Raw genomic sequence first — 14,436 nt, 5'->3', positions numbered from 1 at the left:
CGCGGCTCACGAGGGTGGCTCGGTCTCCTCGTCCTGCTGCGCGTCGCCGCCACGGTCGTCCCGGTCCGCCGGGTTCCCCCGGTCGCCCTGACCGCTCTCGACGTCCTCGGACTCGTCGGGCGGCAGGGGTGCGAGCGTGGGCGGGTCGGCCTGGTCCTCGGACTCGGTGAACGTCCCGACCTCGTCCGCGGGTTCGGCACCCCCGTCCCGGTCGGACGTGCCGAGCACGATGGCGACGCTCAGCCCGAACAGGGCGACCACCAGTCCGATCGCCGCCGCACGCGCCGGATTCGGCCGCCGGTTCGGCTTGGTGGCAGGCGCGCCGTGCGCGCGATGCCGCCCTCCGACGGCCCGTCGCGCTGCGCTCGCGGGCACCGACACGAGCGTCTCGAGCGGGCCGCGGCCGAACGTCCGCCGCCACGCCAGTGCCGCTGCGAGCGCCCCCAGGATCATCGAGACGAGCAGCAGCACCGGCTCGTCCGACAGGACCCCGCTCGCCAGCACCACCAGGTGCGCGCAGTACAGCGTCAGCGAGAGCTCGCCCGCCGCGGCGAGCGGTGACAGCAGACGGCGCACGGCGTCGACGCGGGTCAGCAGCAGGAGCGCACCCAGCAGTGCCATCGCGCAGCCGAGGGTGTGCGCCAGGTCGACGGGCGTGTGCCCGTGCGGCGTGGGCAGAGCGAGGTACCACCACGTCGGCATGGGGTAGGCCTCCCACAGCAGCCGCTGCGCGACCTCCGCGGAGGACGCGTCGCCGGCGGGAACCATCGCCGTGAGCTCCGCGAGCCCGCCGAGCGGGTACAGCAGGATCCACGACACGATCCGCGACCCGGCCGCGAGCACCAGCCCGCCGCCGACCAGGGCCCAGCCCACCCGGCGCGACGACAGGTCGAGCCGCCCGATCGCCAGCCCGGCAGCGAGGTACCCGACGTAGACGATCGCCGGGTACTCACCGGTCACGAACAGCTGCAGCAGGAGGCCGCCCGGGTCCTGGACCAGTGTGAGGAGCGTGGGATCGGTGGCCGCGCGCGGTAGCCCCGCGGTCGCCACCAACGCGACGGGGCCGAGCAGGAACGCCACGACCGTCACAGCGGCCAGGGCGCGCGGGCCCAGCCAGAGCAGGGGCACGGCGAGCAGGAAGAAGACGCCGTAGAAGGGCAGGATCCCGTCCACGCCGTTCTGCGGCGCGACGAAACCGAACAGCAGGCCCAGCAAGCCGATCAGCACCGCACGAACGACGAGCCCGGCCGCGGCCGCCCCGCGCCCACCGACGCGGCTGCCGGCCAGGAACGCCACGCTCACCCCGGCGACCAGGACGAAGGTCGACACCGCCCGGCCCGCCGCGATCACGGTCGCCGCAGTCGGTGAGCCGCCCTCGCCGAACACGGGGAACACGTGCGTGGCGAACATGCCCAGCAGGGCCACGCCGCGCGCGGCGTCGACCCCGACCACCCGCCCGTCCGGCCGCGTCCGCGGTGCCCGGAGCGGCACCGTCGAGGGGTCGACCAGGAGCGGAACGGTGGGGGCCTCGGCCCATGCTGGCCCGGCCCGGACGAACGACGTCGACACAGTGAGTCCTCCCCGACGGTCGGCGCCCCGCCCGGGGCGCGCCTCGGGGATCGAGCCTGGCAACGCCCGGCGGCCCCGTCGCTGGGGCGGACCCCCGGACCCCCGGGTGCCGGCCCCCACCGCGGTCGTAGGAACCGACCGGGCTGATCGCTGTCCCACGGTAGGCGAACGGCGCTCTCGTTCATTCCTGGTGAGCGAGAGCGCCGTTCACCGGAATCGGCCCCGAGAACGCGGGAAAGGCCCCGGAACCGCAGTTCCGGGGCCTTTCCCAAGGTTTGATGTCGGCGGCGACCTACTCTCCCACACCCTGGCGAGTGCAGTACCATCGGCGCTGGAGGGCTTAGCTTCCGGGTTCGGGATGGGACCGGGCGTTCCCCCTCCGCAATGACCACCGACAACACTATTCACCTATCCCACCCCACCCCCCGTTCTACCGGGGGAATGGACCGGGTCGAACACCAACCACCGACCCGAAACCGGGCCGGACTGGTCGTGTGCTCAGGGTCACACAGTGGATGCGAACAACATGTTGTGGCAAGCCCTCGGCCTATTAGTACCAGTCAACTCCACCCCTCACAGGGCTTCCATCTCTGGCCTATCAACCCAGTCGTCTACTGGGAGCCTTACCCACGCAAAGGTGGTGGGAGACCTCATCTTGGAACGAGCTTCCCGCTTAGATGCCTTCAGCGGTTATCCCTTCCGAACATAGCCAACCAGCCATGCACCTGGCGGTACAACTGGCACACCAGAGGTTCGTCCGTCCCGGTCCTCTCGTACTAGGGACAGCCTTCCGCAAGTCTCCTACGCGCGCGGCGGATAGGGACCGAACTGTCTCACGACGTTCTAAACCCAGCTCGCGTACCGCTTTAATGGGCGAACAGCCCAACCCTTGGGACCTACTCCAGCCCCAGGATGCGACGAGCCGACATCGAGGTGCCAAACCATGCCGTCGATATGGACTCTTGGGCAAGATCAGCCTGTTATCCCCGGGGTACCTTTTATCCGTTGAGCGACACCCCTTCCACCAGGAGGTGCCGGATCACTAGTCCCGACTTTCGTCCCTGCTCGACCCGTCAGTCTCACAGTCAAGCTCCCTTGTGCACTTACACTCAACACCTGATTGCCAACCAGGCTGAGGGAACCTTTGGGCGCCTCCGTTACCCTTTAGGAGGCAACCGCCCCAGTTAAACTACCCACCAGGCACTGTCCCTGAACCAGATCATGGCCCGAGGTTCAGACACCCAATTCGACCAGAGTGGTATTTCAACAACGACTCCACAACCACTAGCGTGACCGCTTCACAGTCTCCCACCTATCCTACACAAGCCGAACCGAGCACCAATACCAAGCTGTAGTAAAGGTCCCGGGGTCTTTCCGTCCTGCCGCGCGTAACGAGCATCTTTACTCGTAGTGCAATTTCGCCGAGTCTCTGGTCGAGACAGCGCCCAAGTCGTTACGCCATTCGTGCAGGTCGGAACTTACCCGACAAGGAATTTCGCTACCTTAGGATGGTTATAGTTACCACCGCCGTTTACTGGCGCTTAAATTCTCCGCTTCGCCGACGAATCGGCTAACAGGTCCTCTTAACGTTCCAGCACCGGGCAGGCGTCAGTCCGTATACATCGTCTTGCGACTTCGCACGGACCTGTGTTTTTAGTAAACAGTCGCTTGGGCCTGGTCTCTGCGACCGGCCACCCCTAGCCCGCAACGGGGCTTCAAGGCAACCGGCCCTCCTTCTCCCGAAGTTACGGAGGTATTTTGCCGAGTTCCTTAACCAGAGTTCACTCGATCGCCTCGGTATTCTCTACCTGACCACCTGTGTCGGTTTAGGGTACGGGCCGCAACAGCACTCACTAGAGGCTTTTCTCGACAGCATGGGATCACCCTACTTCGCCTCAATCGGCTACGCATCACCTCTCACCCCCGCCATTCAAGGCAGACCCCCGGATTTACCTGGGAGTCGGGCTACAGGCTTACACCACGACAACCACCGCGTGGCGAGGCTACCCTCCTGCGTCACCCCATCGCTTGCCTACTACCGAATCGGATCCCACGCTCCCCCACTCCCCCTCGTCCCGAAGGACTCAGAGGCGGGTTCGGATGGTTAGCATCAACAGCCTCGGCATGGACGCACTATCACGAGCACGGGAATATCAACCCGTTATCCATCGACTACGCCTGTCGGCCTCGCCTTAGGTCCCGGCTCACCCTGGGCGGAACAACCTGGCCCAGGAACCCTTGGTCATCCGGCGGCAGAGATTCTCACTCTGCATTCGCTACTCATGCCTGCATTCTCACTCGCACACCCTCCACCACTCGATCACTCGGCGGCTTCACCGGATGCACGACGCTCCCCTACCCAACCCAACCACTACACCAACGCCCCAAAAGGCCCCGGCGGATGAATGTCGGATTGCCACGGCTTCGGCGGTGCGCTTGAGCCCCGCTACATTGTCGGCGCAGGACCACTTGACCAGTGAGCTATTACGCACTCTTTCAAGGGTGGCTGCTTCTAAGCCAACCTCCTGGTTGTCTCGGCGATCCCACATCCTTTCCCACTTAGCGCACGCTTAGGGGCCTTAGCCGGTGATCTGGGCTGTTTCCCTCTCGACTACGAAGCTTATCCCCCGCAGTCTCACTGCCGCGCTAACAGTACCGGCATTCGGAGTTTGGCTGACTTCAGTAAGCTTGTCGGCCCCCTAGGCCATCCAGTGCTCTACCTCCGGTACCCACCACGCGACGCTGCACCTAAATGCATTTCGGGGAGAACCAGCTATCACGGAGTTTGATTGGCCTTTCACCCCTACCCACAGCTCATCCCCCAGGTTTTCAACCCTGGTGGGTTCGGGCCTCCACGACGTCTTACCGACGCTTCACCCTGGCCATGGGTAGATCACTCCGCTTCGGGTCTACACCCCGCGACTCAACGCCCTGTTCAGACTCGCTTTCGCTACGGCTACCCCACACGGGTTAACCTCGCCACGAAGCATAACTCGCAGGCTCATTCTTCAAAAGGCACGCCATCACCGATAAAGGCTCTGACGGCTTGTAGGCACACGGTTTCAGGTACTATTTCACTCCCCTCCCGGGGTACTTTTCACCTTTCCCTCACGGTACTCGTCCGCTATCGGTCACCAGGAAGTATTTAGGCTTAACGGGTGGTCCCGCCAAATTCACAGCAAATTCCACGAGCTCGCTGCTACTCGGGTATGCGGTCCATCATGCGCTGCGCGTTTTCGCGTACGGGGCTCTCACCCACTACGGCGACCCTTTCCAGAAGTCTTCCACTAACACACAACCACACAATCCGAGGTCCGGCAGAACCCCGACGACCACAACCCACGACACCGCATCCGCAACCCCTGCCGGGTATCACACGAACACGGTTTAGCCTCCTCCGCTTTCGCTCGCCACTACTCACGGAATCACGGTTGTTTTCTCTTCCTGTGGGTACTGAGATGTTTCACTTCCCCACGTTCCCCCTTACACCCTATGAATTCAGATGTAAGTAACGCCCCATGACGGGCGCTGGGTTTCCCCATTCGGACACCCTCGGATCACAGCTCGGTTGACAACTCCCCGAGGACTATCGCGGCCTCCCACGTCCTTCATCGGCTCCTGATGCCCAGGCATCCACCATGTGCCCTTACACACTTGACCACAACAAGATGCTCGCATCCACTATGCAACACTCAACACACAACCACACCCCGACCCCCGTCACACCACCACCCACACAACGGCGGGCGTTAGATGAACCAGACCGGACGCGGCCACCAAGAACACACCCACAGGTGTCTCCTCAGGACCCAACAGCGTGCCGAACCGTAGAAACAAATACCGGAACCAGAACGATCGTGTTCCACCCAGCACCCCGAAACCGGGGTGATTCAGTGATAAGGAGGGACAGACACCCCAAGGGCACTGACCTCATCCCACCAACACGGTGAGACTCCTTAGAAAGGAGGTGATCCAGCCGCACCTTCCGGTACGGCTACCTTGTTACGACTTCGTCCCAATCGCCAGTCCCACCTTCGACGACTCCCTCCACAAGGGTTGGGCCGCCGGCTTCGGGTGTTACCAACTTTCGTGACGTGACGGGCGGTGTGTACAAGGCCCGGGAACGTATTCACCGCAGCGTTGCTGATCTGCGATTACTAGCGACTCCAACTTCATGGGGTCGAGTTGCAGACCCCAATCCGAACTGAGACCAGCTTTAAGAGATTCGCTCCACCTCACGGTCTCGCAGCCCTCTGTACTGGCCATTGTAGCATGTGTGAAGCCCTGGACATAAGGGGCATGATGATTTGACGTCATCCCCACCTTCCTCCGAGTTGACCCCGGCAGTCTCCCATGAGTCCCCGGCATTACCCGCTGGCAACATGGAACAAGGGTTGCGCTCGTTGCGGGACTTAACCCAACATCTCACGACACGAGCTGACGACAACCATGCACCACCTGCACACCAACCACAAGGGAAGCCCTATCTCTAGGGATGTCTGGTGCATGTCAAACCCAGGTAAGGTTCTTCGCGTTGCATCGAATTAATCCACATGCTCCGCCGCTTGTGCGGGCCCCCGTCAATTCCTTTGAGTTTTAGCCTTGCGGCCGTACTCCCCAGGCGGGGCGCTTAATGCGTTAGCTGCGGCACAGAGACCGTGGAATGGCCCCCACACCTAGCGCCCAACGTTTACGGCGTGGACTACCAGGGTATCTAATCCTGTTCGCTCCCCACGCTTTCGCTCCTCAGCGTCAGTATCGGCCCAGAGACCCGCCTTCGCCACCGGTGTTCCTCCTGATATCTGCGCATTTCACCGCTACACCAGGAATTCCAGTCTCCCCTGCCGAACTCCAGTGATGCCCGTATCGACCGCAAGCCCAGAGTTAAGCCCCAGGTTTTCACGGCCGACGCGACACACCGCCTACGAGCTCTTTACGCCCAATAATTCCGGACAACGCTCGCACCCTACGTGTTACCGCGGCTGCTGGCACGTAGTTGGCCGGTGCTTCTTATCCAGGTACCGTCACTCACGCTTCGTCCCTGGCGAAAGAGGTTTACAACCCGAAGGCCGTCATCCCCCACGCGGCGTCGCTGCGTCAGGCTTCCGCCCATTGCGCAATATTCCCCACTGCTGCCTCCCGTAGGAGTCTGGGCCGTGTCTCAGTCCCAGTGTGGCCGGTCGCCCTCTCAGGCCGGCTACCCGTCGTCGCCTTGGTAGGCCATCACCCCACCAACAAGCTGATAGGCCGCGGGCCCATCCCCAGCCGAAAAACTTTCCACCCACTCCCATGCAGGAGAAGGTCCTATCCGGTATTAGACCCGGTTTCCCAGGCTTATCCCAGAGCTGAGGGCAGGTCACCCACGTGTTACTCACCCGTTCGCCGCTCGTGTACCCCGAAGGGCCTTACCGCTCGACTTGCATGTGTTAAGCACGCCGCCAGCGTTCGTCCTGAGCCAGGATCAAACTCTCCAACAAAAACTGGCTCCAACTGGCGGGCCTACTCCCGACGGGGTCAGGAACATGAGCCCAAAAATGAACTGGCACAAACCGCCAGTCCCGATATTACTAGCTCGACACACTGTTGAGTTCTCAAAAGACACCCGCACACCATGGCTCACCCGACGGCGAACTTCCGGGGCTTTCCCCACCGTACACCCACTCGAATCCACGAGGATCCACGGGGTCCGGCTCGGGGGGCGGCCAGCGGGCCTGTTGACCGAACCCCAGGGGCTCGTTCTGTCCGGCTGTCTCGCTGACAGAGAGAAAGTTACACGGCCCGATCAGCCAGGGCAAAACGGGGGTCCCCACCCCGAGATCGGGCCGACTGCGCAGGTCACGACGTTGCGAACGCTGCCAGGAGTCAGGTTGACGGCAGATTTCCGGGTTCATGACGGCGCTCACACTTTCGGCGACAACTGAGCGCCAGGGGCCGGGGGGCCGAGGTGGACACCGGCTGACCAGCGACCTCACCCCTGGTTCCGTGCCCGCGAGGGCGCACCCGCATCGGCTCGTCCGGCATCTTCGGGTACTCGGGCGGGTACGGCATCTCCCCCAGCCCGTCCTGCTCTTACCACTCGAGGGCCTGCCCGCGAGGGGCCTACTCGCTGCCTGTGTCGCTACGTCCCTGTCCGCGGCCCGTGTCGAGCTCTGGGCGGTTGCGTGGGGGAGAGACGAGGATGAGGCCGCTCATGCCGTCGAGGGCAGGCCCTCGGGCGGCGGGTCCGCGTCATCATCGGGCGTGAGCACCGTGTCCCTGATGGTCACGACGGTCGTCGCCGACCTCGCCGGAGCCGCGCCGATGCCGGTCGGGTACGTCGTGACGCTCTGCCCGTGCGCCTACCTGGTGATCAGTCTCCGACCCGTCGTTCGTCGCCGGGCGTCGCTCCCCGGCTGAGGCAGCCGGCGACTCCCCCGAGTTCGACTCCGACGGCGGTGCAGCCCCGGAGCCGGATGGTTTGTTGCTGGGTGGCGTGGCTTGCTCAACGTCGATTCGCTGCGCAGGCTCCCGAGCTGGGCGTAGAACGGTCACGAGCTCGGTTCCGGAACCGAGACGCGCCGCGGTGCGGGGCTCCGGGCCGGGGTCCCCAGCAACGATCGTCCAGGCGGTGACACCGTGCGAGGGCGTTGCTTCCAGGCGTAAGCGATCCACAGGTACGCCGTCGCGGACCAGATCGGCCCACAAAGCCGGTGGCGTCTCGAGCGCCGGACCGGCTGACGGCGACGCCAGGATCCAGCTCGCCAGGTGGCGGTGCGGGAGTTCGGATGTGTGCGCCGGGAGGAAGATCCCGCCGACGACGACGAGTACGAGGACCGGCACGGCCAGCAAGGCTCTCAGCAGCGGATGCGGGCGAACCTGCACCGGCCGGCTGGTCCAGGCGTCGACGATCAGCGCACCAACCCCGACCACCGCCGCGACCAGCAGGGGGAGCGCCACGTCGGCGCCCGGTGCGTTCACGGCCACCAGCACGACGAGCGGCCCCGCGATCACAGCGGTCCATCGCAGCGCGCGGATCGCGAGGACTCCCCCGACGACCACGACCGAGGCGAGCAGCACCAGCACGTCCCGCTCCGACCCGGTGAGTACGGAGCGCGCAGGTGTGCCCAGCAGGGGCGGCGCCACGAGTGCCGCGAGCAGGACGAGGCCGAACGCTCCGCCGACGACCGCGGTCCAGCCGAGCTCTCGGGAGACCGCGTTCTCACGCCGGAGGACGAGCACGGCCGAACCGACCGCCATCGGCACGGCGACCAGCGGCGCGCTGGCGATTCCGAGTGCGAGCGCCGCCACGCCGAGTCCCAGGAGGACCCGGCGCCGCGTGAGCAGGTGCGGGCGCCGGTGACGACCGCCCGGGCGCTGCTCTCGGAACACGAGCGCCGTCACGCCCGTCGCCGTCCATGCCGCTCCCACGACGCCCGGGCCGACCGCGGCGAGCGTCGAGACGACCGGACCCATCGCCGCGGCCCCCGCCAGCGGCAGAGCGACGGTCGCCGGCCGCCAGCGCAGCGCCGTCCCGAGCACCAGGAGGCACGCGACAAGCACCACGCACGCCAGCACCGCCAGCTCCCGAGCGCCCCCGAGGACGGCGTCGTGTCGATGGAACGCTCCGGTCAGCCACGCGTAGGCGACGAGTTGGTCCCTGACGAAGGACTCGCCGGCGTCCACGGCAGGAGCGAGACCGGGCCCGAACAGGAGAACGCCGAACGCGCTCGCGGTGATCCGGGTCTCCGCGGCCGAGGCCGGGGCCGTTGCCGTGGTCACGGCGACCCGGGCGATCAGGGCGACGGCGAAGCCACCCACCGCGACGAGCACCGCATACCGCCGCACGGCGCTCCAGACGCCGGGCTGGACCCAACCCCATCCCCACCGGGTTGCCGCGTACCTGCGGAGTGCGCCGACGAAACTGGCGCTGATCAGGAGGGTGCCGACCCACGGCAGCAGGAACATCACGAGCTGGAACACGCTCAGTGCAGTGGTCGCCACCTCGCCGGCGCGCGCCGCCTGCTCGATCGTACCGAGGTAGTCGATCAGCCCGTCCCAGACGACGGGGATGACGTGGGGCGCCAGGATGAGGAACCCGACGAGATAGCCGAGCAACGTCGGCACAACCAGAACGACCCACAGCACAATGAGCCGGCGCGACCAGGGCCGAAGCTTTCCCACCCGTGGATCAGTCGGACGCCCTGGAACGAGGCTGGCGCACACCGGCCGCAGATAGCTGAAGAGATCAGGCACCCCGACCAGGTCGGCGAGAATGTAATAGCCATCGAGCCGGATCGAAGGCAGGAACTGCCATGCGGTTTCGGTGTGAAGAGCGATGAGGACGAGCAGCAGCCAAGGCTGACCTGTCGTGAGGTACAAAAGGCTCACACCGGCCATGAAGATGGCATTGAAGTACACCCCGCCGAGATCGGTGCGTAAACGACCGATCCGGTCGAGCCGGTAGGCGTCGGTGACGTTGGTGTACAGCGCAGGCCAGATGATGTAGAGCCCGACACCCATCACGCCTGGCCGGGCGCCACCGTAGCGGCACGCTGTCGCGTGCCCGCACTCGTGGAACATCCCGCTGAGCAGGGTCAGACCGATGATCGCGAGCATCAGCGCCGGTCGGTCGACCAGTACGTCCACCCCGGCGATCGACTGGTCGAACACGCTGCTGCGCAGGATGATCAGCACGTCGAGCGCGAGGAAGGAGGCGACGGCCGCGATCCACACGGGCCGCAGGAAGAGCGGCCGGAAGACGCCGGCGATGCGCCAGACCGCGCTCGCCGGGACGACGCCGACCCGGAAACGAAGCGCCAGCAGGGGATCGGACCGGACCGGCGGAGCAGAAGCCTCGCCGACGTCAGGGTCGCTGCCGGACACGTCGGGCGCGACGATCCCGACCGGCCGGAGCCGTTCCTCGACCAGGAACGCGATGTCGTCGGCGGTCAGGTCCTGGCCGAGCTCGGCACTGAGCGCGCAGGCCAACTCACCGTCGTCGCGTCGGCCGTCCAGGGAGCTCGCCACCCGGTAGAGGAGGGCCGGGAGCTGCATGACCTGCCCGTCGCACCGGCGCAGCAGGTATTTCGGCTCCTGGTAGCCGGACCCCTTGTATTCGCCGATCAGTTCGGTGCCATCGGCCAGCCGTCGCATGCTACGACCGGCTGCAGCTGGGGCTGCAAGCACGCCGCCCTCGACCACCATGCCCCCTCGATCAAAGCTGGTACAGCCGGAACAGGGGGGCAACCGGCGTGCGATCGCCCCCCTGCCGCCGGCAGCACGATGCGCCGACGATCAGCGCTAGGAGACGGTGAAGCTTCCGTTGCCCCCGTTGCCGCCCTCGACGATCAGGTCACCGGGACCGGTCTCCAGCGGTCCGTGAGTGTTGGTGGCGATGAGAGCCGCCCCGCCGCCACCACCGCCACCACCGAAGGTGCCGCCGCCGCCGCCGCCGCCGACGTTGCCGCCGTTGCCGCCGTTGCCGACGGAGATGCCGTTGTGCTTGCCGTGGTTGTGGTGCGGCGGAGCCACGACGGTCATGACGGTGCGCTCGGGCAGCAGTTCCACGTGCAGGTCGTCGAACATGGTTTTCCTCCCGGATTTCCTCGCGTGAAAGCGACAGAGCAGAAGAATGGTCAGCACTCGGATTCACGAGTGCCGATCGTCCGCACCTCTTCCGCGATCACGGCTTCGGAGATGTGCCGTTGATTCGGCAAGGACATTTTCCGCGGAGTGGCGACCGAAAAGCAATGGAAACGTGTACGCAGGTTGTGTGCAGACACCACGGCACTGGCCACGTACTCAGCACTGACGTTACGTCTCGGACTACGTACGTCTCGGCGCGGATCTACTGAACTTACAGTGACGTAGGTCATCGATCTTTCGACGCCGACGCAGGAGAGGTCAATGCGGGCGCAACGGACGTCGGACGCGATACTGCAGGACGAGTCATACTGCCCTTGACTCACGGGATCCCGGGTTTGCGTCACACTGGGAGCGGGTAGCGCGTCGAATTGTGGGCCCGTCTAGGTCATCATTGGGCAGGGCCGACGAATTGCCCAAGGGAATGCGCCGAACGCCAGGTGCTCGTCGGGTCTCACCCGTCTCGAGGTCCTGTCGTGGGGCGTTCCGCACTCAGTGAGGGTGGGGGGCGGGTGCAGGACGACAGGGCTGACGAGTGGCCGGGCCGGTCTTCCGTCCGGTTCCACGGGGTGTTCCCCGGCGGAGCCGTCGACAGCCGGCTCGAGCCACCGGAGCCTTCCGGCGGGATCTGGCCGTTCCTCGCTCGCGATCGCGAGCTCCTGGCCGTCCTCGATGCCGTCGGCCAGGCCGAACCCGGCTCGGTCGTGATCTCCGGCGCATCGGGAGTGGGCAGGACCCGACTGGCTCAGGAGGCCGTGCGGGCCGCGCAGCGCGCGGGCCGCCATACGGAGTGGGTGACGTGCACCCGGGAGATCGCCGCGATCCCGCTCTGCGCGCTGGCCCATCTGCTCCCCGCCGTGGGCGCGACGGATCCGGCAACGGCGTGGCAGGCCCTGGCATCCGCGCTCCATCCGGGCCAGCGGGGAACGGCCGTCGTCGGGATCGACGACGCCCATCTCCTCGACGATCTGTCGGCTGCGCTCGTGCACCGGCTGGTGCTGACCCGCACGGCGAGCGTCGTGCTCACCGTCCGAAGCGGCGCCCCGGCTCCGGATTCCGTGGCGGCGCTGTGGAAGGACGGGTTGGCGAGGAGGCTCGAGCTCGCCCCGCTGACGCGCGCGCAGGTGGAGCGGCTTCTCACCGCGGTGCTCGCCGGCACGGTGGACAGCCGGACCTGTGAGTATCTGCTGCAGATGAGCAGCGGCGCTGCCCTGTTCCTGCACGAGCTGGTCGCCGCGGGCCACGAGACCGAACGATTCCGTAAGGCGCGCGGTGTCTGGCGCTGGCAGGGCCGGCTCATGCTGACCCAGCGCCTCACAGAGGTGGTGCAGGCACAGCTCGGGGAGCTGGACCCGGCCGCGAGGGCGGCGGCGGAGCTGCTCGCCATCGCCAACCAACTGGATCTCGAGGACCTCGTCGGGTTGACCTCTCCGGACGTCGTGGCCGGGCTCGAGCGCCGGGGGATCGTCGTGACCGAGCAGGTGTCCGGCGGCACCGAGGCACGCCTGGCCCAGCCCCTGCACAAGGAGGTGCTCTGCGCCCAGACCCCCCAGGCCGAAGCGGGCGAGCTTCGGCACAGGCTCACCGAGACCGCGTGCGTTCGGCGGTGGACCCGGGAGAACCCGGTGCGGATCGCCGAACTGCTCCTCCTGCCGGGGGACCGCGTCGAGCCGGCCGCGTTCGCTCATGCGGCACTACAGGCGAACGCGATGTCGGACCATGAGCTGGCTGAGCGGCTCGCACGCGCGGCGCTCGGGTCCGAGGCGGGTGGCATCGCGGCCGTCGCGCTCGCGGAAGCCCTGCGCTGGCAGGGGCGACACGGCGAGGCGGAGCGTGTCGCGGTCGACGCCCTCCCCCTCGCGAGCTCCGAGGATCATCGTGCACGGCTCGCCACGACCTGTGCGCTCAACCAGTTCTTCGGACTCGGTCGGGTCGAGGACGCCCTGGTGTCGCTGGGCCGGGAAGGGCACGCGGCGGCAGCGGTCCGGGCAGTGCTGCAGTACTTCGCGGGCAGGCCCGAGGAGGCCATCCAGCTGGCCTCGAGCACCTCGTCGACGGCTGAGTCCGGACCGTGGCTACGACTGTGGGGATCCCTCGCATCGACCATCGGGCTCTGCGCGCTCGGCCGCGGGGACGAGGCACTCGCGGCCGTGACCCGCGGGTGGGCCGCATTCGAGGAATGCACCGCCGATCCGGAGTTGGCGATCACCCGTACCGTGCTGCGACACGTCGAGCTCGCCGGGTTGCTCCTCACCGGGCGGATCCGGGAGGCCGAAGCGGTCGCCGCCGAGCAGCACAGAGCGACGCTGTCCCAAGCACCCTCCGCGTGCGACGCGATGGGCGGGCTGGCGCTCGGGTTGGCGGCGTCGGCGAGCGGCTCCCCGTCCCTTGCTGCGCGCTGGTTGACCGAAGCCGCTGCGCGGCTTGCGGACAGCGACCCGATCGGGTGCGCACCGCTGTGCCTGGCGAAGCTGGTGGAGACGAACGTCGTGCTCCGCGACGACGGCGCCGCCGAGCAGGTCCTGAGTGAGATCGTCGAATCGGACCGACCCGTCCTGGGCGGGTGGGTCCCGCAGATCCACCTCGCCCGCGCTTGGCGAGCAGGCCGCAGGGAAGGGCTCGACGAGGGGGCCGAGGCCGCGCTGCGAGCGGGATCCTCGGCCGCGACCGCCGGGCAGCGGCTCGTCGAGGCCGAAGCCCTGCACACCGCGGCCCGTCTGGGCCGTGCCTCGGATGTCGCGGCGCGCCTCGGTGAGCTCGCCGCGCAGGTCGACGGTCAACTGATCGTCCTCTTCGCGGACCACGCCCGGGCGATCATCGATGGGTCGGGTGACGCCCTCGACGGTGTGGCCGAGAAGTTCGAGTCGTTGGGCGCACGTCTCCTTGCGGCCGATGCGGCGGCAGAGGCCGCGCGGCTCCATCAACGAGCACGTCACCCGAGGAAGGCGTCCACCTCGACCGCCCGCGCGACCCGGCTCGCAAGGGCGGCGGGCGGCGCCTGGACACCCTCGCTCGATCAGCTGAACCCACCCTCTCTCACGAGGCGGGAACACGAGATCGCCGTGCTGGCGGCCGCCGGGACGAGCAACCTCGACATCGCCCGGAAGCTCGTGCTCTCCGTGCGAACCGTCGAGACCCACCTCGCGCACGTCTACGACAAGCTGGGGATCAACAATCGCGCCGCGCTGCGAAAGGCGCTGGAGAACGAGGCTGAGCCTGGCTGAGCAACTGCGCTGGGGTCGTTGC

At 66.7% G+C, this 14,436-nt stretch carries 4 protein-coding genes and 3 rRNA genes; 1 reads left to right on the top strand and 6 read right to left on the bottom strand.

Annotation, left to right across the window (positions count from 1 at the left end; translation table 11 throughout):
- Window positions 1-6: 6 nt before the first annotated feature.
- The 6 genes from ACQP04_RS14210 to ACQP04_RS14185 all read right to left on the bottom strand — a co-directional run bounded on the left by ACQP04_RS14210 (window position 7) and on the right by ACQP04_RS14185 (window position 11,133).
- Window positions 7-1,569: a heparan-alpha-glucosaminide N-acetyltransferase domain-containing protein gene (locus ACQP04_RS14210; RefSeq protein ID WP_433507503.1), complete on the bottom strand. Its 1,563-nt coding sequence runs from the start codon at window positions 1,567-1,569 to the stop codon at window positions 7-9.
- Window positions 1,570-1,848: 279 nt separating this feature from the next.
- Window positions 1,849-1,965 (bottom strand): 5S ribosomal RNA (gene rrf, locus ACQP04_RS14205).
- 134 nt (window positions 1,966-2,099) lie between these two features.
- A 23S ribosomal RNA gene (locus tag ACQP04_RS14200) occupies window positions 2,100-5,229 on the bottom strand.
- 300 nt (window positions 5,230-5,529) lie between these two features.
- Window positions 5,530-7,046: ribosomal RNA gene (locus ACQP04_RS14195) — 16S ribosomal RNA — on the bottom strand.
- Together the 16S, 23S and 5S rRNA genes form the textbook arrangement of a ribosomal RNA operon.
- A gap of 754 nt (window positions 7,047-7,800) precedes the next feature.
- Window positions 7,801-10,701, bottom strand: a complete 2,901-nt coding sequence (locus tag ACQP04_RS14190; protein ID WP_433507502.1) for a hypothetical protein — start codon at window positions 10,699-10,701, stop codon at window positions 7,801-7,803.
- 147 nt (window positions 10,702-10,848) lie between these two features.
- On the bottom strand, window positions 10,849-11,133 hold the full coding sequence (locus tag ACQP04_RS14185) for a hypothetical protein (protein WP_433507501.1): 285 nt from the start codon (window positions 11,131-11,133) through the stop codon (window positions 10,849-10,851).
- A 569-nt stretch (window positions 11,134-11,702) separates the two neighbouring features.
- Between ACQP04_RS14185 and ACQP04_RS14180 the strand changes: the two genes are divergently transcribed.
- On the top strand, window positions 11,703-14,414 hold the full coding sequence (locus ACQP04_RS14180) for a LuxR C-terminal-related transcriptional regulator (RefSeq protein ID WP_433507500.1): 2,712 nt from the start codon (window positions 11,703-11,705) through the stop codon (window positions 14,412-14,414).
- The last annotated feature ends 22 nt before the right edge of the window (window positions 14,415-14,436 follow it).

Source organism: Pseudonocardia halophobica, assembly GCF_050948485.1.
In the GTDB taxonomy this organism is placed as follows: domain Bacteria; phylum Actinomycetota; class Actinomycetes; order Mycobacteriales; family Pseudonocardiaceae; genus Pseudonocardia; species Pseudonocardia halophobica.
The sequence above is the reverse complement of the archived record's forward strand: the minus strand, read 5'-3'. Positions and strand labels throughout refer to the sequence as shown.

Excerpts from the sequence above, each read along its gene's own strand:
- ACQP04_RS14190 (WP_433507502.1), bottom strand. The coding sequence starts at position 10,701 with ATGCGACGGCTGGCCGATGGCACCGAACTGATCGGCGAATACAAGGGG.
- ACQP04_RS14185 (WP_433507501.1), bottom strand. The coding sequence starts at position 11,133 with ATGTTCGACGACCTGCACGTGGAACTGCTGCCCGAGCGCACCGTCATG.